The sequence below is a fragment of the Streptomyces sp. NPDC055025 genome (genome assembly GCF_053608565.1).
Genome location: NZ_JBSGVS010000043.1, coordinates 57,244 through 77,003, shown reverse-complemented (window position 1 = coordinate 77,003; position 19,760 = coordinate 57,244). Strand labels below are relative to the sequence as shown.

Annotated in this window: 15 protein-coding genes; 4 read left to right on the top strand and 11 right to left on the bottom strand. The window is 69.7% G+C overall.

Annotated features, from left to right (window positions below):
* Positions 1–2: 2 nt before the first annotated feature.
* The 7 genes from ACWGDX_RS25430 to iolC form a co-directional block, all read right to left on the bottom strand.
* Entirely contained in the window at positions 3–599 is a 597-nt protein-coding gene (locus ACWGDX_RS25430; protein ID WP_453629057.1) for a DUF4291 domain-containing protein, read from the bottom strand.
* Between the two features lie 70 nt (positions 600–669).
* On the bottom strand, positions 670–2,511 hold the full coding sequence (gene asnB / locus ACWGDX_RS25425) for an asparagine synthase (glutamine-hydrolyzing) (protein WP_453629055.1): 1,842 nt from the start codon (positions 2,509–2,511) through the stop codon (positions 670–672).
* 364 nt (positions 2,512–2,875) lie between these two features.
* On the bottom strand, positions 2,876–4,375 hold the full coding sequence (gene mmsA, locus ACWGDX_RS25420) for a CoA-acylating methylmalonate-semialdehyde dehydrogenase (protein WP_453629053.1): 1,500 nt from the start codon (positions 4,373–4,375) through the stop codon (positions 2,876–2,878).
* An 11-nt stretch (positions 4,376–4,386) separates the two neighbouring features.
* Positions 4,387–6,273, bottom strand: a complete 1,887-nt coding sequence (gene iolD / locus ACWGDX_RS25415) for a 3D-(3,5/4)-trihydroxycyclohexane-1,2-dione acylhydrolase (decyclizing) (protein ID WP_453629051.1) — start codon at positions 6,271–6,273, stop codon at positions 4,387–4,389.
* Positions 6,270–7,394, bottom strand: coding sequence for a 5-deoxy-glucuronate isomerase (gene iolB, locus ACWGDX_RS25410; RefSeq protein ID WP_453629049.1), 1,125 nt, complete (start codon positions 7,392–7,394; stop codon positions 6,270–6,272). The genes iolD and iolB overlap by 4 nt, the downstream gene beginning before the upstream one ends.
* Before the next feature lie 16 nt (positions 7,395–7,410).
* Positions 7,411–8,304: a Cgl0159 family (beta/alpha)8-fold protein gene (locus tag ACWGDX_RS25405; RefSeq protein ID WP_453629047.1), complete on the bottom strand. Its 894-nt coding sequence runs from the start codon at positions 8,302–8,304 to the stop codon at positions 7,411–7,413.
* Positions 8,301–9,383 (bottom strand): 5-dehydro-2-deoxygluconokinase, encoded by a 1,083-nt coding sequence (gene iolC, locus ACWGDX_RS25400; protein ID WP_453629046.1) that lies wholly within the window; start codon positions 9,381–9,383, stop codon positions 8,301–8,303. The genes ACWGDX_RS25405 and iolC overlap by 4 nt, the downstream gene beginning before the upstream one ends.
* A gap of 154 nt (positions 9,384–9,537) precedes the next feature.
* On the opposite strand from iolC, the gene ACWGDX_RS25395 reads away from it, so the two are divergent.
* Together ACWGDX_RS25395 and ACWGDX_RS25390 are read left to right on the top strand one after the other, a co-directional pair.
* Positions 9,538–10,449 (top strand): sugar phosphate isomerase/epimerase family protein, encoded by a 912-nt coding sequence (locus tag ACWGDX_RS25395; RefSeq protein ID WP_453629044.1) that lies wholly within the window; start codon positions 9,538–9,540, stop codon positions 10,447–10,449.
* A gap of 247 nt (positions 10,450–10,696) precedes the next feature.
* Positions 10,697–10,894: a helix-turn-helix transcriptional regulator gene (locus ACWGDX_RS25390; RefSeq protein WP_363079824.1), complete on the top strand. Its 198-nt coding sequence runs from the start codon at positions 10,697–10,699 to the stop codon at positions 10,892–10,894.
* Between the two features lie 171 nt (positions 10,895–11,065).
* Here ACWGDX_RS25390 and ACWGDX_RS25385 read toward each other — a convergent pair whose 3' ends face one another.
* Entirely contained in the window at positions 11,066–13,303 is a 2,238-nt protein-coding gene (locus ACWGDX_RS25385) for an MMPL family transporter (RefSeq protein WP_453629041.1), read from the bottom strand.
* Positions 13,304–13,446: 143 nt separating this feature from the next.
* On the opposite strand from ACWGDX_RS25385, the gene ACWGDX_RS25380 reads away from it, so the two are divergent.
* Entirely contained in the window at positions 13,447–14,085 is a 639-nt protein-coding gene (locus ACWGDX_RS25380; protein WP_453629039.1) for a TetR family transcriptional regulator, read from the top strand.
* 100 nt (positions 14,086–14,185) lie between these two features.
* Positions 14,186–14,497, top strand: a complete 312-nt coding sequence (locus ACWGDX_RS25375) for a heavy-metal-associated domain-containing protein (RefSeq protein WP_453629037.1) — start codon at positions 14,186–14,188, stop codon at positions 14,495–14,497.
* 457 nt (positions 14,498–14,954) lie between these two features.
* Here ACWGDX_RS25375 and ACWGDX_RS25370 read toward each other — a convergent pair whose 3' ends face one another.
* The 3 genes from ACWGDX_RS25370 to ACWGDX_RS25360 form a co-directional block, all read right to left on the bottom strand.
* Complete coding sequence (locus ACWGDX_RS25370; protein WP_453629035.1) at positions 14,955–16,253, bottom strand: citrate synthase; 1,299 nt, start codon at positions 16,251–16,253, stop codon at positions 14,955–14,957.
* Positions 16,254–16,386: 133 nt separating this feature from the next.
* Positions 16,387–18,636, bottom strand: a complete 2,250-nt coding sequence (recD2, locus tag ACWGDX_RS25365) for an SF1B family DNA helicase RecD2 (protein ID WP_453629033.1) — start codon at positions 18,634–18,636, stop codon at positions 16,387–16,389.
* 291 nt (positions 18,637–18,927) lie between these two features.
* Positions 18,928–19,719, bottom strand: a complete 792-nt coding sequence (locus ACWGDX_RS25360; protein ID WP_453629076.1) for a sugar phosphate isomerase/epimerase family protein — start codon at positions 19,717–19,719, stop codon at positions 18,928–18,930.
* Positions 19,720–19,760: the final 41 nt, after the last annotated feature.

Genomic DNA, 19,760 nt, shown 5'->3' with positions numbered 1-19,760 from the left:
CGTCAGGCGCCCGTCAGATGAGCGAGGAGTTCCGCCCCGGCCGGGTAGCCGGTCTCGGCGGGCAGGAGTTTTCCGGCCGTGACCAGGTCGTCCTCGCGCACCAGGGCATGGATCCGATGTGCGAGCGGGGTCACATCGGTGACGGAGACGGTCCACTCGTCCGCGTACCGCCGCGCGGCCTCGCCGGACAGACCGAGCTGAAGCGAACGGTACGGCAATGGTCCGAGACGCAGATCACGCTCCGGATCCCACTGGACCCGGGCGGGAGCCGCCCTCAGCTCCCGCTTCCAGGCCGCCCGGTCGGGGTGGACGGCGCGGCCGTAGTGCGACAAACAGGCGTTCCGCAGCGCCCACTCGAAGCCGTCCCGGGAGATCTCCACGGCCAGCACGGTCTCCTGGCCCTCCTTGGTGCCCCAGCCGCAGCGGTACATCATCCACAGGAACGAAGGCTTGATCCAGGTCATACGGTCCCGCTTCCAGGCGGCGGGGAACCGGCCGTCGCGGGCCGCGGGCAGGCCGATGGCCGGCCGGTACGCCTGATAGACGGTGATCGTGGTCGCCGTGTGCAGCGCGCGGATCCGGTGCTTCGGTTCTGACATGGGATCAGCGTGCTGCGCCGCTCGGGGCCCGGCCACCGATTTACGACGCGGGACACGGGCGGCGGCGCGGTCAGGTGAGGATGATCTCCGGGCTGTAGATGTCCAGCCAGAGCGCCATGTCCAGTGTGCGTTCCAGACCTCGGCGCGAGGCCATGGTGATCTGCGGGGTCTCCCGTTCCGCCGCCTGGCGGACCAGGTCGGGGTCGAGCACCTCGAAGACCGGGTGGGAGGGGTCAGCGAGCAGTTCCTTGGTCTGCTGTTGCAGGGCGATCGCGTACTTGGGGTCCTGCGTGCTGGGGTAGGGGCTCTTCACCCGGTCGTAGACCGGCTTGGGCAGCAGATCGGCGGTCGCCTCCCGCAGCAGGCTCTTCTCCCGGCCGTCGAAGGACTTCATCGACCAGGGGGCGTTGTACACGTACTCGACCAGCCGGTGGTCGCAGTACGGCACCCTGACCTCCAGTCCGACCGCCATGCTCGTACGGTCCTTGCGGTCGAGCAGCAGCCGGACGAAGCGCGTCAGATGGAGCGCGCAGATCTTCCGCATCCGGTACTCGAAGTCGCTCTCGCCGTCGAGGCGTTCGACATCGGCGACGGCCGTGGCGTAGCTGTCACGGAGGAATCCCGGCATGTCCAGGGACTTGTTCACCTCGGGCCGCAGCACATCGGCGTCGTCCCCGATGTAGTCCTCGAAGCGCACCAGCCACGGGAACATATCGGACCGCCTGGCCTCCTCGTCGAAGAACTGGAGATAGCCGCCGAAGACCTCGTCGGCGGATTCGCCGGAGAGCGCGACCGTCGAGCGCTCCCGGATCGCCCTGAAGAGCAGATAGAGCGAGGTGTCCATGTCACCGAGTCCCATGGGGATGTCACGGGCCCTGATCACCCTGGCGCGTACCTCGGGGTCGGCCAGGTCGCTGGAGTCGAGCACGATGTCCTGGTGATCCGTGCCCGAGGCGCGCGCGACATCGTGGACGAAGGGCGCGTCCGGGGTGGGACGGAGTTCATCGGCGACGAAGTGCTCGGTCCTGCCGACGAAATCGACGGCGAAGCTGCGGACCTTCTCACCGGTCTCGGCGAGCTGCCGGGCGGCCAGCGCCGTCATCGCGGAGGAGTCCAGGCCACCGGACAGCAGGGTGCAGCGCGGTACGTCGGAGACGAGCTGGCGGCGCACGATGTCGTCGAGGAGCGTACGGACCCGCCCCACCGTGGCGTCGCGGTCGTCGGTGTGCGGCCGGGTCTCCAGGGACCAGTAGACATGGCGGCGCAGTCCGTTGCGGTCCACGGTCACGACGGTGCCGGGCTCGACTTCGCGCATACCGTCCCAGATCGCGTGGCCGGGCGTTTTCACAAAGCCGAACAGCTCACGCAGTCCGTCGAGGTCGACCCGGGCGCGGGCGAGCGGGTTGGCGAGGATCGCCTTGGGCTCGGACCCGAACAGCACTCCTCCGGGGATCGGGTAGTAGAAGAAGGGCTTGATGCCCATCCGGTCGCGGATCATCACCAGCTTCTGGCTACGGCCGTCCCAGATGGCGAAGGCGTACATCCCGTTGAGGCGTTCGGCCATCGCCTCGCCCCACTCCAGATAGGCGTGCAGAACGACTTCGGTGTCGGAGTCGGTGGTGAACCGATGACCGCGTCCGGTCAGCTCCCCGCGCAGTTCGGTGAAGTTGTAGGTCTCGCCCGAGTAGACGAGCGCGAGCGTGCCCCGCGGAGTCTCCAGGGTCATCGGCTGCCGCCCTCCGGGCAGGTCGATGATCGCCAGTCGCCGGTGTCCCAGGGCGGCGGGGCCGCTGATCCAGATACCGCCGGCGTCGGGGCCCCGGCAGGACATCGTCTCCGTCATCGCGTCCAGTGTTCCGGACGCGTCGAGCAGTACGCGGTCGAAGGAGACCCAACCGGTGATGCCACACATGTGCGTCCTCCTGCTTCCGGTCGCCAGATCAGTTGTATCCAGCATCTAATTATCGCGCGTCCGTCATGCGAACGCGCCCGGTCAACGCGGCCGTCGCACCGCCGGTCACGGGACACGGCGATTTCGGCCGGGCCGGGCGGGAGGAGGAGCGGGATCGCCGTGGCGTCCTCGGGGCATGACAAGGCCTCTGAGGTGGCCAGGAGAGGCCCGGGAGAGGCGTGGAGGCGCGATCGGACCTCAGGCAAAATCTTGGCCAATTGCCCCGGACGGCCCCCTCACGCACCGCGGCCCGTACGGACATCGCTGTCCGTACGGGCCGCGGGTCGGGCGCCCCGGGTCTCCGCGCGGCGGGCCCGGTCCCGGCTCAGTGGTTGCGCGGGAATCCCAGGTCCACGCCGGTCGGCGCCTCGGACGGGTCGGGCCAGCGGGTGGTGACCACCTTGCCGCGCGTGTAGAAGTGCACGCCGTCGTTGCCGTAGATGTGGTGGTCGCCGAAGAGCGAGTCCTTCCAGCCACCGAAGGAGTGGTAGCCGACGGGCACCGGGATCGGCACATTCACCCCGACCATGCCCGCCTCGATCTCCAGCTGGAAGCGCCGGGCCGCGCCCCCGTCACGGGTGAAGATCGCCGTACCGTTGCCGAACGGCGAGGCGTTGATCAGCTGCACGCCCTCCTCGTAGGTCTCCGTACGCAGCACGCACAGCACCGGGCCGAAGATCTCGTCACGGTAGGCGTCGGAGTCGGTGGAGACCCGGTCGAGCAGGGACAGGCCGATCCAGTGGCCGTCCTCGAAGCCGTCGACGGTGTATCCCGTGCCGTCCAGGACGACATCGGCGCCCTGGGCCGCCGCGCCCGTGACATAGGAGGCGACCTTGTCGCGGTGCGCCTTGGTGATGAGCGGGCCCATCTCGGACGCGGGGTCGTCGCCGGGGCCGATCTTGATCTTCTCGGCGCGCTCACGGATCTTGGCGACCAGTTCGTCACCGATCGCGCCCACCGCGACGACCGCCGAGATCGCCATACAGCGCTCACCGGCCGAGCCGTACGCCGCGGAGACGGCCGCGTCCGCGGCGGCGTCCAGATCGGCGTCCGGCAGGACGAGCATATGGTTCTTGGCGCCGCCGAGCGCCTGCACCCGCTTGCCGTTGGCGGAGGCCGTCGTGTGGATGTAGCGGGCGATCGGCGTGGAGCCGACGAAGGAGACCGCCGCCACGTCCGGGTGCGCGAGCAGGGAGTCCACCGCGATCTTGTCGCCGTGCACGACATTCAGCACCCCGTCGGGCAGCCCCGCCTCGGCGGCCAGCTCCGCCAGCAGAAGCGCGGCCGACGGGTCCTTCTCGCTGGGCTTCAGTACGAAGGTGTTCCCGCAGGCGATCGCCAGCGGGAACATCCACATCGGCACCATCGCGGGAAAGTTGAAGGGCGTGATGCCCGCGACCACACCCACCGGCTGGCGGATCGCCGCGACATCGACCCGGTTGGAGACCTGCGTGGACAGCTCTCCCTTGAGCTGGGTGGTGATCCCGCAGGCCAGCTCGACGATCTCCAGACCGCGTGCCACCTCGCCGAGCGCGTCCGAGTGCACCTTGCCGTGCTCGGCGGTGATCAGCGCGGCGATGTCGTCACGGTGCGCGTCGAGCAGCGCGCGGTAGCGGAAGAGGATGCCGGTGCGCTGGGCCAGGGAGGAGGTGCCCCAGGTGGCGTACGCGGCCTTCGCCGCCGCGACGGCGCTGTCCACCTCCTCGGCGGAGGCCAGTGCGACCTGAGTGGTGACGGCGCCCGTCGCCGGGTCGGTCACCGGGCCCCAGTTGCCCGACGCGCCCTCGACGGTCTTGCCACCGATCCAGTGGTTGACGGTCTTCATTGCGTGCTCCTTCACAGATGACGGCGCCGGGCGGCAGCGTGCCGGTCGTACTCCTCGCGGGCCTTGACCGCGGGCGTACGGGTCGCTGTCTCGGCCACGGGAACATCCCACCACGCCTGGGCCGGGGGCACGCCGGACATAGTGTCTGCCGTTTCGGTCTCCACGTAGACACATGTGGGGACGTCGGCCGCGCGTGTCTCGGACAGGGCTTCGCGCAGGTCACGGATGGTCTTGGCGCGGATCACCCGCATCCCGAGCGAGGCCGCGTTGGCCGCGAGATCGACGGGCAGCGGGGCCCCGGTGTACGTACCGTCGGGTGCCCGGAAGCGGTAGGCCGTACCGAACCCCTCCCCGCCGACCGACGCGGAGAGACCTCCGATGGAGGCATACCCGTGGTTCTGGAGGATCACCACCTTGAGGGGCAGCCTCTCCTGGACACCGGTGACGATCTCGGTGGGGTTCATCAGATACGTACCGTCCCCGACCAGGGCCCAGACCGGCCTGCCGGGGTCCGCGAGCAGCACACCGAGGGCGGCCGGGATCTCGTAGCCCATACAGGAGTAGCCGTATTCGACGTGGTACTGGTCGCGTGAGCGGGCCCGCCAGAGCTTGTGGAGATCGCCGGGGAGCGAGCCGGCCGCGTTGATGAGGATGTCCTCGCCGGTGACGAGTTCATCGAGCACCCCCAGGACCTGGGCCTGGGTGGGACGGGCCAGTTCCTCGTCGGCGGCGAACGCGGCGTCGACGCGGTGTTCCCAGCGCTCCTTGTCCTCGCCGTACTCGGCCGCGTACGAGGGGGCGACCCGGTGGCCGCCGGCCTCGGCGGTGAGTGCGGCGGTCAGTCCGCGCAGGGCGGTACGGGCGTCCGCCACCAGCGGGTGGGCCGCGAGCTTATGGGCGTCGAAGCCGGTGACATTCACATTGAGGAAGCGGACGGCCGGGTTCGAGAAGAGCGTGGAGGACGCGGTGGAGAAGTCCGACCAGCGGGTGCCGACGCCGATGACCAGATCCGCCGTCCTGGCCAGTTCATCGGCGGTGGCGGTGCCGGTGTGGCCGATCCCGCCGACATCGCAGGGGTGGTCATGGGGCAGCGAGCCCTTGCCCGCCTGGGTGGAGGCGACCGGGATGCCGGTGGCGTCGGCGAACGCGGCGAGCGCCTCCTCCGCCGCGCTGTGGTGGACCCCGCCGCCCGCGACCAGCAGGGGGCGGGTGGCAGCCCGTACCAGCCGCACCGCGTCGGCGAGTTCGTCCGGGTCGGGCGCCTGACGGCGGACCCGCCAGACGCGCTCGGCGAAGAACTCCTCCGGCCAGTCGAACGCCTCCGCCTGCACATCCTGCGGCAGCGCGAGGGTGACGGCCCCGGTCTGCGCGGGATCGCTGAGCACACGCATCGCGGCGAGCGCGGCCGGGATCAGCGCCTCGGGGCGGGCGACGCGGTCGAAGTACGCCGAGACGGGGCGCAGGGCGTCATTGACGGAGACATCCCCCGCGGAGGGGACTTCGAGCTGCTGGAGAACGGGGTCGGCGGGACGGGTGGCGAAGGTGTCACCGGGGAGAAGCAGCACGGGGAGGCGGTTGATGGTGGCGAGTGCCGCGCCGGTGACGAGATTGGTGGCGCCGGGGCCGATGGAGGTGGTCACGGCGTGGGCGGAGAGGCGGTTGCTCTGACGGGCGTAGCCCACGGCGGCGTGGACCATGGCCTGTTCGTTCCGGCCCTGCAAGTACCTCATGTCGTCCGTGGACTCGACAAGCGCCTGGCCGATACCCGCCACATTGCCATGCCCGAAGATGCCCCAGACGGCGTTGACCAGCCTCTTTCTGTGGCCGTCCCGTTCGGTGTGCTGCTGGGACAGAAAGGTGATCAGCGCCTGGGCGACGGTGAGACGGCGTGTGCTCATCGGGGGCCCTCCTCGGCTCCGTGAAGTGGCGTTTCAGCTCCATGACGCGGCGGTCCGGCCGGTTCGGCCCCATGGAGCGGCGGTCCGGCCCGTTCGGCCCGTTCGGCCTCATGGTCCGGCGGTCCGGCTCCGTACAGCGGCAGCCGGGCGTCGACGGCCTGCTCCGGCCAGGTGTCCCTGATCCAGCCGTGGTCGGGGTGGTCGCTGATCAGCCACTCCCGGGACTCACCCGGTCCCGCCATCACATTGAGGTAGTACATGTCGCGTCCCGGCGCGGCGATGGACGGCCCGTGCCAGCCGTCCGGGATGAGGACGGTGTCGCCCGTGCGGACCTCGGCGAGCACATCCGTACCGCCGGGGCGCGAGGGCGAGACCCGGTGGTAGCCGAGGCCGCCGCCCTCGATCTCGAAATAGTAGATCTCCTCCAGCTCGGACTCGACGCCCGGGAGATGCTCGTCGTGTTTGTGCGGCGGGTACGACGACCAGTTGCCGCCGGGGGTGAGCACCTCGACCGCGATCAGACGGTCGCATTCGAAGACGCCGGCGGCGGCGAAGTTGTTGACCTGGCGCGAGCAGGTGCCCGCGCCGCGCAGCTCGACCGGAACCTCCGGCGCGGGACCGTAGCGAGCGGGGAGTCGTCGCTCGCACCTCGCTCCTGCCAGGGCGAAGCGGCCTCCCGCACCGGAGGCGATCTGTGCGTGGGCGTCGCGCGGAACATATGCGAAGTCCGTGACTCCGCTGAACACGCTTTCCCTGCCCAGCAGTTCAAAGAACTCGCCCTGCGTGTGCACCGTACAACCGCCGGTGAGCGGAAGCACGATCCACTCACTGTCCCCGGTGGCCAGGGAGTGGCTGCCACCGGGCGGGAGTTCGAGGACGCGGAGAGCGCTGTGGGACCAGCCGGCCCGCTCGGGGCCGATGTCGAGGGCATACGGTCCCGCGGCGGCGCTGCCCGCGGGCACATGGCGCTCCGGCTCCGCCGGCTCGTACCGCCCCCGCTGTCCGCCTCCGTCCTGTGCCCCCGGCGCGTTCCCTTCCCCCCGTCGTCCGTTCCGATTCCGCTCGTGCTGCCGTTCCCGCCGGTCGTCCGGGTCACGCGGCTCTTGGTGGTCGGTCGTCATGGTGTCTCCGTACCCCCTAGAGCAGACCCACCGCGGTGTCGACGGCCCCCGCTACATCACCGTCGACCGGATAGAGCAGTGAGCGGCCCACGACAAGGCCCTGGACCGTGGGCAGTCGCAGCGCCCTGCGCCATTTCTCGTACGCGCCCTCCTGGTCGCCCCCGATGTCACCGCCCAGCAGGACGGCGGGGAGTGTCGAGGTCTCCATCACCCGGGCCATATCGTCGGGGTCCTGGGTAACGGGAACCTTCAACCAGGTGTACGCGGAGGTACCTGCCAGCCCCGATGCGATGGCGATCGAGCGTGTCACGGCCTCCGCGCCCAGATCCGTACGGAGCCGTCCCTCGACGCGCCGGCAGATGAACGGCTCGACGAAGACCGGCAGCCGGCGCTCGGCCATGGCGTCTATGGCGCGGGCGGCGGTGTACAGGGTGTCCAGGGAGCCCGGGTCCTCGTAGTCGATACGCAGGAGCAGTTTGCCCGCGTCGAAGCCGAGTCTGGCGAGGTCCTCGGGGCGGTGTCCGGTGAAGCGGTCGTCGAGCTCGAAGGCGGCGCCGGCGAGACCGCCGCGGTTCATCGAACCGACGACCACCCGGTCCTCCAGCGCGCCGAGGAGCAGCAGGTCGTCCAGGATGTCGGCGCTGGCGAGCACCCCGTCGACACCGGGGCGCGACAGGGCCAGACAGAGCCGCTCCAGCAGATCGAGCCGGCCGGCCATGGCGAGACGGCGGTCTCCGATGGCGAGGGCGCCACGGGCCGGGTGGTCCGCGGCGATGATCATCAGCCGGCCGGTGGAGTCGCCGCCGGTGCGCAGCAGCGGGCGGCGGACCCGGCGGTCGGCGGCCTCGGCGACGGCTTCGGGATGGTGCGTACGCAGCCGGACCAGCTCTGACACATCGACGCCGGTCATGACGGGCCCCCCGGGGCTGGAGTGGTGGACGGGACGGCGCACGGCGTGGCATCCGCCGCGGCGCCCGGCTGCGGACCGGGAACCGGGTCCTGCGCCGGGACCGGGCCGCCCGCGAGCACCTGGGCGACCTCGTGTTCGTACGGCATCGCGGAGGAACAGGCGAGGCGGCTCGCGACGATGGCGCCCGCCGCGTTGGCGTACCGCATGACGCGCTCCAGCTCCCAGCCGGCGAGCAGTCCATGGCAGAGGGCGCCGCCGAACGCGTCCCCGGCGCCGAGGCCGTTGACGACCTCCACCGGGACGGGCGGCACCTCGGCGCGGGTGCCGTCGCGATGGACGGCGAGCACGCCCCTGGGTCCCTGTTTGACGACGGCCAGTTCGGCCCCGGCCGCGAGCAGCGCCCGCGCGGCGGCCTCCGGATCGCGCTCCCCCACGGCCACCTCGCACTCGTCGAGATTGCCGACGGCGACCGTGGCGTACCGCAGGGCCCGGGTGTACAGCTCGCGCGGATCGGCCGGCTCGGCGCCGCCGGACCGGTCCTCGGCGTCCGTGGGCCAGAACATCGGCCGCCAGTCGAGATCGAAGACGGTGATACCGGATCCGGCGCGGGACTCCAGCGCGGTGAGCGTCGCCGTGCGGCTGGGCTCCGCGCACAGTCCGGTGCCGGTCATCCAGAAGATCCTGGCCGCCCCGATCGCGTCCAGATCCAGTTCGTGCGGGTGGATCTCCAGATCGGGGGCCTTGGGCAGCCGGTAGAAGTAGAGGGGGAAGTCGTCCGGCGGAAAGACCTCGCAGAAGGTGACCGGGGTCGGATAGCGGTCGACCGCCGTCACCCAGCGGTCGTCGACCTCGAACTCCCTCAGCGCCTGGTGGAGATAGTCCCCGAAGGCGTCCTGTCCGGTGCGGGTGATGACGGCGACGCGCCGGCCGAGACGGGCCGAGGCGACCGCGACATTCGTCGCGGAACCGCCGAGGAACTTCCCGAAGGTCTCCACCTGGGCCAGGGGGACCCCGGTCCGCAGCGGATAGAGGTCGACCCCGATCCGGCCCATCGTGATCACGTCGTACGGCGCGGTCATACGCGGTCCCTTCGGTTCGGCGGCCATGACCGGGTCTGCGGGCGTCTGCGGCCCACCCCAGGTCTAGTGCTCTCCTCGTGGCCTGTCAATGTTTTGTCCTTACATTCGGACGAAGCCTTGACACTCTTTCGACGCGACGGGAAAGCTGACCGGTATGACCTCCTCCGTTCCCACGTTGAACCGCATCCGGGTCGGGTCGGCCCCCGACTCCTGGGGGGTGTGGTTTCCCGACGATCCGCAGCAGGTCCCCTGGCGGCGCTTCCTCGACGAGGTCGCCGAGGCCGGTTACGAATGGATCGAACTCGGCCCCTACGGCTATCTCCCGACCGATCCCGGCCGACTGGCCGAGGAGACCGCCCGCCGCGGGCTGAAGGTCTCGGCCGGGACCGTCTTCACCGGGCTGCACCACGGGCCCGCCGTCTGGGAGCAGACCTGGGCGCATGTCGCGGACATCGCCGCGCTCACCCGGGCGATGGGCGCGGACCACCTTGTCGTCATCCCTTCCTTCTGGCGCGACGACAAGACCGGGGAGGTGCTGGAGGACCGCACCCTCACCGCCGCGCAGTGGCGTGATCTGACCACTCAGACCGAGCGCCTGGGCCGGGAGGTGCGGGAGCGGTACGGACTGCGCATCGTCGTCCATCCGCACGCCGACACCCACATCGACAGCGAGGAGAACGTCGGCCGCTTCCTGGACGCCACCGATCCCGAACTGGTCTCCCTCTGCCTGGACACCGGGCACTACGCCTACTGCGGCGGGGACAGCGTCAAGCTGATCGAGACCTATGGCGAGCGGATCGGCTATCTCCATCTCAAGCAGGTCGATCCGGAGATCCTCGCCGATGTCGTGGCGAACGAGGTGCCCTTCGGACCGGCCGTCGGGCGCGGGGTGATGTGCGAGCCGCCGCACGGTGTGCCCGCGCTGGAGCCGGTCCTGGCGGCGGCACAGCGGCTGGACGCCGATCTCTTCGCCATCGTCGAACAGGACATGTATCCGTGTCCGCCCGACAAGCCGCTGCCGATCGCCACCCGCACACGTCGCTTCCTGCGAAGCTGCGGCGCCTGACGCCCACCGTCGCGGGCCCGCGCGCGACACACACATGTCGCATGTGCCATTTCTGTCACAGAGATCCCATTAACGTCACGCATATCTCCATTACGCGGGTCTTCCGTCACAGGGAAGCGACAATTCCGCTTTCTCCATCACTCTGTGTCGCTCGTTGGGCACAGGCTGGGTGATCGCCAGCGCCTCAGCCGCAGCTCCCCCGACGGTCGACAGACCTTCCTGCGGCGGGCGCAGGGAGGTGCCACAGATGACGGACAGAAGGCTCTGGTCCTACAAGGAGATCGCGGCGCATATCCGGGTTCAACCGGACACGGTCCGCTCCTACCGCAAGCACGGACTGCTTCCGCCGCCCGACCATGTGGAGAACGGCAAGCCCTACTGGTACGCGGACACCGTCCGCGCCTGGGTGGCCAATCGCCCCGGGAACAGAGGCAGCAGAAGCTGACCGCGCCGGCGCACGCCGTGAGCTGACGAAGGGGCCGGGCGGGAGGTCCCGTACCGAATCGGTACGGGACCTCCCCCCTGCGCTTTCCCCCGCTCCCCCGCTCTCCCCCGTTTCCCCGCCCCCGTTTCCCCGTCGCGTCCCCGTGGACTCCCCCGCCGCGTCCGGTGCCTGTCAGACGCCCGCCGTGTCCCGGTCCCGGTCCCCGTCGCGGTCCCCGCCCTTGGCAGAGAGCTCCGGGCGCTCCCCGGCGGCCGGTCCCGACTCGCCCTCGCTCAGGCCGAACCGGGTATGGAAGCGGCGCAGCGGTCCCGGCGCCCACCAGGTCGCCTTCCCCGTCAGCTTCATCACCGCGGGCACCAGCAGGCTGCGCACCACCATCGCGTCCATGATCACCGCGAGCGCGATCCCGAGCCCGAGCATCTTCGTATTGGTCACCCGTGAGGTACCGATGGCCACCATGACCAGCGCCAGAATCACGGCGGCCGCGGTGATCAGCCCTCCTGTGCGCCGGAGTCCGAAGGCCACCGCCTGGTCATGGTCCCCGCTGCTGTCGTACTCCTCCTTGATCCGGGAGAGCAGAAAGACTCCGTAGTCCATGGAGAGTCCGAAGGCGACGCAGAACATCAGCACCGGCAGGGTCGTCTCTATGTCTCCGGTGGAGGTGAAGGCGAGCAGTCCGGACAGATTCCCGTCCTGGAAGACCCAGACCACCGCACCGAACATCGCCGTCAGGCTCAGCGCGTTGAGCACGACCGCCTGGATCGGTATCAGCACACTGCCGGTGAGCAGGAAGACCAGGAGCAGGGTCACCACGACGATGATGCCCGCCGCCCAGGGCAGCCGGTCCGCGATCGCGCCCTTGGAGTCGACCAGCACGGCGGCGGCACCGGTCACCGAGGTGTCGAACGGAGCCTGTTCGGCGCGGATCTCCCGGACGAGCCGCTGTGATCCCTCACCCACCGCCTCGCCCTTCGGCAGGACCGTGAAGTACCCGTGCTCGCCGGCGGTGACGGGACCGTCGACCCTCGCCACCTCCGGCAGGGCGGAGATCCGGCTGCGGTAGTCGGCGAACTCGGCGGCCGTGGCGGCGCCCTCGGTGAGGATCTCCAGGCCGCCGCTGGGGCTGCCGGGGAAACCGTCCCGTATCTGCTCCTGGACCACCCGGGACTCGGCGCCCGACGGGAGCTGGCGGTGGTCGGCCGTGCCGAACTTGGCCCCCAGGAAGGGCAGTCCGAGCAGCACCAGCCCGGCCGTCGTGGCGACCGCGAAGACCGGGGCCCGGCGCATCACCAGCGCGGCTGTCCACGCCCATCCGCCCCCTTCCCTCCGCGCGGACGTACGCCCGCCCCGGCGCAGCAGTCGCCGCAGATCCAGGGCGTTGACCCGGTGGCCCAGCAGCAGCAGCGCGGCGGGCAGCAGTATCAGCGCGGCCGCGGCGGCCAGCACCACCACCGCGATCCCGGCATAGGCGAAGGAACGCAGGAAGTACTGCGGGAAGACCAGCATCGCGGCCAGCGACACCGCCACGGTCAGCGCCGAGAACAGCACCGTGCGCCCGGCGGTGCGCAGTGTGGTGCCCACGGCATCGCGGACCTCGGCCCCTTCGGCCAGTTCCTCACGGAATCGGCGCACGACGAACAGCGCGTAGTCGATGGCCAGTCCGAGGCCGAGAGCCGTGGTGAGATTCTGCGCGAAGACCGAGACATCGGTGAACTCGGTGATACCGCGCAGTACCGCGTTCGTCCCCAGGATGGCGACAATGCCGAGCCCCAGCGGCAGCAGGGCGGCGACCGCGCTGCCGAACACCATCACCAGCAGCACCAGCGTCACCGGCAGGGCGATCAGCTCGGCCCGCAGCAGATCTTCCTGGATGATGCTCTGCATCTCGTGCCGCACGGCGACGGGCCCGCCGACCGAGACCTCCAACGGTCCCCGCGCGCCGCGGAATTCGGGGGCTATCCGGTCCAGGACCGCGGCGGCCGTCTTCTCGTCACCCTCGATCCGGGCCGCGATCAGCGCTTCCCGCCCGTCCTCGGCGCGCAGCGCGGGCGCCTTCGTCCGCCAGTAGGAGCCGACCCCGGTGATGCCCTTCTCCGCCGCCAGCCGGTCGGTGAGGCGCCTGGCCTCGGCGGCCACGGCGGGATCGTCCACACTGCGGCTCCCGCTGTCGACGAGCAGCAGGAGATTCGGCTCGGAGGCGGGGAACTCCCGCTCCAGCGCCTTGGTCGCATAGGTCGACTCGGCGTCCGGGTCCTCCCAGCCCCCGCTGCCCATCCGATCGGCGACCCCGCTCCCCGCGAATACCGCGAGGGCCGTGATCACCAGCGCGACCAGCAGGGAGAGCCTGGGTCGCGCGGTGACGAACCGGGTCCAGCCCCCGGGCCGCGGGCCGGTATTGACTTCGGACATGGTGCGGTGTCCCCTTCACCGTGACCCACGGCATGGGTCAGCCATCGCCATAGAATGGCAAACACGAGCCATCACTCGCATTCGTCAATAATGCGAGTCATCGCTCGCGTTTGTCAACGGATCCAGGAAAGCCGGGGAATCACATGCCGGAGCCGAAGAGCGACGCCACAGAAACGGGGAAGCCACGCCGGCGCCAGGCCCGCGGCGAGCGCCGTATCGCCCAGCTCCTGGAAGCGGCGGCCCATGTCTTCTGCACCACCGGCTACGCCGCGGCGAGCACCAACTCCATCGCCCGGGAGGCCGGGGTCTCCCCCGGCACGCTGTACCAGTTCTTCCCCAACAAGGAGGCCATCGCCGTCGAGCTGGGCGACCAGCTCCTGACCCGCTGGCGGGCGACCTACGGACAGGCGTTCCTCCCCGCCCATCTCGAACTCCCCCTGGACCAGCTCCTGGACGCGGTCCTCGATCCGCTGATCCAGTTCAACTACGAGAACCCGGCCTTCGCCGTCCTGATGCACGGCTCCGACATCCCCGGCCATGTCACCCGGGAGCACGAGGCCCTCCACTCCACGATGCTCGCCCGGGTCGAGGGGATCCTCGGCGGCTATCTGCCCGAGGCGCCGGAGGCCGAGATCACCCGCGTCGCGGAGACGACCTTCACCATCTTCAAGGGCGGGCTGGATCTGATCCTCGCCGCGGAGCCGGACCAGCGGGAGGCGTACATCGCCGAGATCAAGACGGTCCTCTTCCGCTATCTGCACCCGTTCGTCGGAGATCTGTGACGGGACCCCGGACACGGCACCGGCCAGGAGTTCAGCTTCATACCCCCTAGGGGTACGATTTGGCGGGACAGCCGTCCACACCCCCGACGAGGAGAACGCCATGACCACCGAGACGAAGGCCGAGTCCACCGAAACCTCGGGCTCCTGCTGCTCACCCGCCGGCTCCTGCCACAGCGGCGCGACGGAAGGGCAGACGGGCCGGATCACGACCGTCTACCAGGTCACGGGCATGACCTGCGGCCACTGCGAGGGCGCCGTCTCCAGCGAGATCTCCGGGATCGACGGTGTCGTCTCCGTGCAGGCCGCGGCCGCCACCGGACAGGTCACCGTCACATCCCGGACTCCGCTGGACGAGGACGCCGTACGCGCCGCCGTCGACGAGGCGGGGTACGAACTGGCCGGACAGGCCTGACCTCAGGCACCCTGAAGGCACAACGCCCCGGGGCCCGGGTGGTTACGAAATCTTTGCGCTGGCGGCCCTTCACATGAACCACAACTCCTTCACAAAGAGATCTAGATCACATAGATTGAGGGGTAACCATCCGGGGGGCTCGCGAGTCTAAGAGGACAATGCCAGAGAACGTCTTGGGGGACGTTCGAAGGGATGTCATGAGATGTCTTGGGGGACATCTCGGACAAGCGAATTGACCGGGGCACGTGCACTGGGGAGCTTTGAGCGGCCCTCCCGTACGTACCCCGGTCAGACCGCGCGAGTAAGCCGCTGCTGGTTACGGCAGACGCCCGGCCCGGATCCCGTGGGGGGAATCCGCTCCGGGGATATGGAAAGCGCCCCGCTCGCCGACCCGTGGGGGGATCGGCAGCGGGGCGCTTTTCGCTACGGCGGTGCCGTACGGCGCGGGAAGGCCGTGTCAGCGCGCCTCGACCGGGACGAAGTCGCGCAGGACCTCGCCGGTGTAGATCTGGCGCGGACGGCCGATACGGGAGCCCGGCTCCTTGATCATCTCGTGCCACTGGGCGATCCAGCCGGGCAGCCGGCCGAGCGCGAACAGCACGGTGAACATCTCGGTCGGGAAGCCCATGGCCCGGTAGATCAGACCGGTGTAGAAGTCCACGTTCGGGTAGAGCTTGCGCGAGACGAAGTAGTCGTCGGCGAGGGCGTGCTCTTCGAGCTTGAGCGCGATGTCGAGCAGCTCGTCGGACTTGCCGAGCGCCGAGAGGACATCGTGCGCCGCCGCCTTGATGATCTTCGCCCGGGGGTCGAAGTTCTTGTAGACGCGGTGCCCGAAGCCCATGAGCTTCACGCCGTCTTCCTTGTTCTTCACCTTGCGGATGAAGCTGTCGACATCGCCGCCGGCGGCCTGGATGCCTTCGAGCATCTCCAGCACCGACTGGTTGGCGCCACCGTGCAGCGGGCCCCACAGGGCGCTGATGCCGGCGGAGATCGAGGCGAACATGTTCGCCTGCGAGGAACCGACGAGACGCACCGTGGACGTCGAACAGTTCTGCTCGTGGTCCGCGTGCAGGATCAGCAGCTTGTCGAGCGCGGAGACCACGACCGGGTCCGGCACATACTCCTGCGCCGGGACCGAGAAGGTCATCCGCAGGAAGTTCTCGACGTACCCGAGGTCGTTGCGCGGGTAGACGAAGGGGTGGCCGATCGACTTCTTGTACGCGTACGCGGCGATGGTCGGCAGCTTGGCGAGCAGCCGGATCGTGGAGAGATGGCGCTGCTTGTCATCGAACGGGTTGTGGCTGTCCTGGTAGAACGTGGACAGCGCGCTGACGACGGAGGACAGCATCGCCATCGGATGGGCGTCGCGCGGGAATCCGTCGTAGAAGCGCTTGACGTCCTCGTGCAGCAGCGTGTGCTGGGTGATCTCGTTCTTGAACGAGGCCTGCTCGTCGACCGTCGGCAGCTCGCCGTTGATCAGCAGATACGCCACCTCGACAAAGCTGGACCGCTCGGCGAGCTGCTCGATGGGATAGCCGCGGTAGCGCAGAATGCCCTGTTCGCCGTCGAGGTAGGTAATGGCCGACTTGTAGGCCGCGGTGTTGCCGTAGCCGCTGTCCAGGGTCACCAGACCGGTCTGGGACCTCAGCTTCCCGATGTCGAAGCCCTCGTCGCCGACCGTGCTGTTGATCACCGGGTAGGTGTACTCGCCGTCGCCGTACCGCAGTACTACCGCGTTGTCGCGTTTCTCGCTCACGTCATCCCTCACCGACGTAGTGCCTCTTCTTCGAGGTGCCCTGACTGTCTCTACCATCCCCCATTTGGCTCAGGAGAGTGCACTCGGGGTCGGCCATTCGGCCTTTTGGCGGCACTCAGTGCCGCCAGCCTCCTCATCCTGCCCCCTTCGCCCCGGTTGCGAAAGTCCCCGTGGGCCGCGGGCCGCCCTCCAGCCGGTGGTCCAGCGCCGTGAAGCGCCTGCCCGCCGAAACCGTCCGCACCGCCTGCCCTATGGCCTTGCGGGAGCCGACCAGCACCACCAGCTTCTTGGCGCGGGTGACCGCCGTGTAGAGCAGATTGCGCTGGAGCATCATCCAGGCACTCGTGGTGACCGGGATGACCACGGCCGGATACTCGCTGCCCTGGGAGCGGTGGATCGTCACGGCGTACGCGTGTGCCAGCTCGTCCAGCTCGTCGAAGTCGTACGGCACCTCCTCGTCCTCGTCCGTCAGCACCGTCAGGCGCTGATCGTCCAGGCTGAGCGAGGTGACCACGCCCACGGTGCCGTTGAAGACTCCGTTCTCCCCCTTCTCGTAATTGTTGCGAATCTGGGTGACTTTGTCGCCGACGCGGAAGACCCGGCCGCCGAGCCGCTTCTCGGGCAGATCGGGCCGGGCGGGGGTGATGGCCTGCTGGAGCAGGCCGTTGAGCGCGCCCGCGCCGGCCGGTCCGCGGTGCATCGGCGCGAGGACCTGCACATCGCGCCGGGGATCCAGCCCGAACTTGGCGGGGATCCGCCGGGCGGCCACATCGACCGCGACCCGGCCCGCGTCCTCCGTCTCCTCCTCGACGAAGAGGAAGAAGTCGGTGAGGCCCTGGGTAAGGGGCTGGACTCCGGAGTTGATGCGGTGCGCGTTGGTGACCACACCGGACTGCTGGGCCTGCCGGAAGATCCGCGTCAGCCGGACGCGGGGCACCGGACCGTCCTCGGCCAGCAGATCGCGCAGCACCTCGCCCGCCCCGACCGAGGGGAGTTGGTCCACATCCCCCACCAGCAGCAGATGCGCGCCCGGCGCCACCGCCTTGACCAGCTTGTTGGCCAGCAGCAGATCGAGCATCGAGGCCTCGTCGACCACCACCAGATCCGCGTCCAGCGGGCGGTCCCTGTCGTACGCGGCGTCCCCGCCCGGCTTCAGCTCCAGCAGCCGGTGCACGGTGGACGCCTCGGCGCCGGTCAGCTCGGCGAGCCGCTTGGCCGCCCGTCCGGTGGGCGCCGCCAGCACCACCTTCGCCTTCTTGGCCCGCGCCAGCTCGATGATCGAACGGACCGTGAACGACTTGCCGCAGCCCGGACCACCGGTCAGGACGGCGACCTTCTCGGTGAGGGCGAGCCGGACCGCCTGCTGCTGCCCGGGGGCCAGCTCCGCGCCCGTACGGCCCGCGAGCCAGGTCAGAGCCTTCTCCCAGGCCACGTCCCGGAAGGCCGGCATCCGGTCCTCCCCGGTACGCAGCAGCCGCAGCAACTGGGCGGAGAGGGACAGCTCGGCGCGGTGGAAGGGGACCAGATAGACCGCCGTGACCGGCTCGCCGCCGTCCGGGCCCGGCACCCTCTCCCGTACGACTCCTTCGTCCTCCCCGGCCAGCTCGGCGAGACACTCGATGACCAGGCCGGTGTCGACGGCGAGCAGCTTCACGGCATCCGAGATGAGCTGTTCCTCGGGCAGGAAGCAGTGCCCCTGGTCGGTCGACTGGGAGAGGGCGTACTGAAGGCCCGCCTTGACCCGATCGGGGCTGTCGTGCGGTATGCCGACGGCCTGGGCGATCCGGTCGGCGGTGAGGAAGCCGATCCCCCAGACGTCCGCCGCCAGGCGGTACGGCTCGTTCCTGACGACCGAGATGGAGGCGTCCGCGTACTTCTTGTAGATCCGCACGGCGATGGAGGTGGAGACGCCGACGCCCTGGAGGAAGACCATGACCTCCTTGATGGCCTTCTGCTCCTCCCAGGCGGCGGCGATGCGCTTCGTCCGCTTGGGGCCGAGGCCGGGCACCTCGATGAGTCTCTTGGGCTCGTCCTCGATGATGTCGAGCGTGTCGAGGCCGAAGTGCTCGACTATCCGGTCGGCGAACACCGGGCCGATGCCCTTGATCAGACCGGAGCCCAGATAGCGGCGGATGCCCTGGATGGTGGCCGGGAGGATCGTCGTGTAATTGTCCACCGTGAACTGCTTGCCGTACTGCGGGTGCGAGGCCCAGCGGCCCTCCATACGCAGTGACTCGCCCGGCTGCGCGCCGAGCAGCGCACCGACCACGGTCAGCAGATCGCCACCGCGGCCCGTGTCGACCCTGGCGACCGTATAGCCGTTCTCCTCATTGGCGTAGGTGATCCGCTCGAGGACGGCTTCGAGCACCGCTGAATTGGACATGCCCCGACGCTACCGCCCAGCTCCGACAGCACGGCGGGCCTGTGGACAACTCCGGTCCCCCGACGCGGGGAAGGTGCCGTCCGCTCATTGACTCGCTGCGGCGCCGCCCGTCAACTCCGCGCGGCCATCGGCCCGCTCCGGCGCTACAAGGGGCCCGGTCCTTCGACCGGGCCCCACGCGCTCCCCCTCCGACAGAGCCTTCCGATCCCCCCGGATCCCTCCCCGAAGGCCCTGTTGACGAATACGACTCATGTCACCCGGGAAGGGTTGCACGGTTTCGCTGAGTTATTTTCAGCGCGCGTGCCGGACGTACCGTTCGACCACCTCGACCAGCACTTCCACGCCGTCCCGCGCCCACAGTCCGTCGTTGAAGAGCTCCACCTCGACCGGGCCCGAGTAGCCCGCCGCGTCGACCCGTTCGCGCCAGCCGCGCAGATCGACCGCTCCGTCGCCGAGCTGGCCCCGGCCGTTCAGCACTCCCGCCGGGAGCGGTGTCGTCCAGTCGGCGAGCTGGAAGGAGAAGATCCGTCCGCCCGCGCGTGCGACGGCGGCGGGTGCCCGGTCGTCCCACCAGACGTGGTACGTGTCCACGACCACCCCGACCTGACCGGCCGGGAAACGCTTGGCCAGTTCGAGGGCCTGATCGAGGGTGGAGACCACACAGCGGTCGGCGGCGAACATCGGGTGCAGCGGCTCGATCGCGAGCCGGACGCCCCGCTCCGCCGCGTACGGCGCCAGCTCGGCCAGCGCGTCCGCGATCCGCTCACGCGCCGCGCGCAGATCCCTGCTGCCCGCCGGAAGCCCTCCGGAGACCAGGACGAGGGTGTCCGTGCCCAGTACGGCCGCCTCGTCGATCGCCGCGCGGTTGTCGGCCAGGGCCTCGGCGCGCCGGACCGGTTCGGTCGCGGTGAGAAAGCCGCCGCGGCAGAGCGTGGTGACGGCGAGTCCGGCCTCCCGTACAAGCTTGGCGGCGGCCTCCACCCCGTACGCCAGGACCGGTTCGCGCCACAGGCCGACGGCCGGCACCCCCAGACGTACACAGGCCTCCGTCAGCTCGGGCAGGGTGAGCTGTCTGACCGTCATCTGGTTGATGCTGAAGCGGCTCAGATCGCCGTACGACGGGC

Bases quoted from the DNA above. Each gene is read 5' to 3' on its own strand.
- ACWGDX_RS25385 (WP_453629041.1), bottom strand. From the start codon at position 13,303: ATGTCCGAAGTCAATACCGGCCCGCGGCCCGGGGGCTGGACCCGGTTC.
- mmsA (WP_453629053.1), bottom strand. From the start codon at position 4,375: ATGAAGACCGTCAACCACTGGATCGGTGGCAAGACCGTCGAGGGCGCG.
- iolC (WP_453629046.1), bottom strand. From the start codon at position 9,383: ATGACCGCGCCGTACGACGTGATCACGATGGGCCGGATCGGGGTCGAC.
- iolB (WP_453629049.1), bottom strand. From the start codon at position 7,394: ATGACGACCGACCACCAAGAGCCGCGTGACCCGGACGACCGGCGGGAA.
- ACWGDX_RS25405 (WP_453629047.1), bottom strand. From the start codon at position 8,304: ATGACCGGCGTCGATGTGTCAGAGCTGGTCCGGCTGCGTACGCACCAT.
- ACWGDX_RS25360 (WP_453629076.1), bottom strand. From the start codon at position 19,719: ATGACGGTCAGACAGCTCACCCTGCCCGAGCTGACGGAGGCCTGTGTA.
- iolD (WP_453629051.1), bottom strand. From the start codon at position 6,273: ATGAGCACACGCCGTCTCACCGTCGCCCAGGCGCTGATCACCTTTCTG.
- ACWGDX_RS25375 (WP_453629037.1), top strand. From the start codon at position 14,186: ATGACCACCGAGACGAAGGCCGAGTCCACCGAAACCTCGGGCTCCTGC.
- ACWGDX_RS25390 (WP_363079824.1), top strand. From the start codon at position 10,697: ATGACGGACAGAAGGCTCTGGTCCTACAAGGAGATCGCGGCGCATATC.
- ACWGDX_RS25380 (WP_453629039.1), top strand. From the start codon at position 13,447: ATGCCGGAGCCGAAGAGCGACGCCACAGAAACGGGGAAGCCACGCCGG.
- recD2 (WP_453629033.1), bottom strand. From the start codon at position 18,636: ATGTCCAATTCAGCGGTGCTCGAAGCCGTCCTCGAGCGGATCACCTAC.
- ACWGDX_RS25395 (WP_453629044.1), top strand. From the start codon at position 9,538: ATGACCTCCTCCGTTCCCACGTTGAACCGCATCCGGGTCGGGTCGGCC.
- ACWGDX_RS25430 (WP_453629057.1), bottom strand. From the start codon at position 599: ATGTCAGAACCGAAGCACCGGATCCGCGCGCTGCACACGGCGACCACG.
- asnB (WP_453629055.1), bottom strand. From the start codon at position 2,511: ATGTGTGGCATCACCGGTTGGGTCTCCTTCGACCGCGTACTGCTCGAC.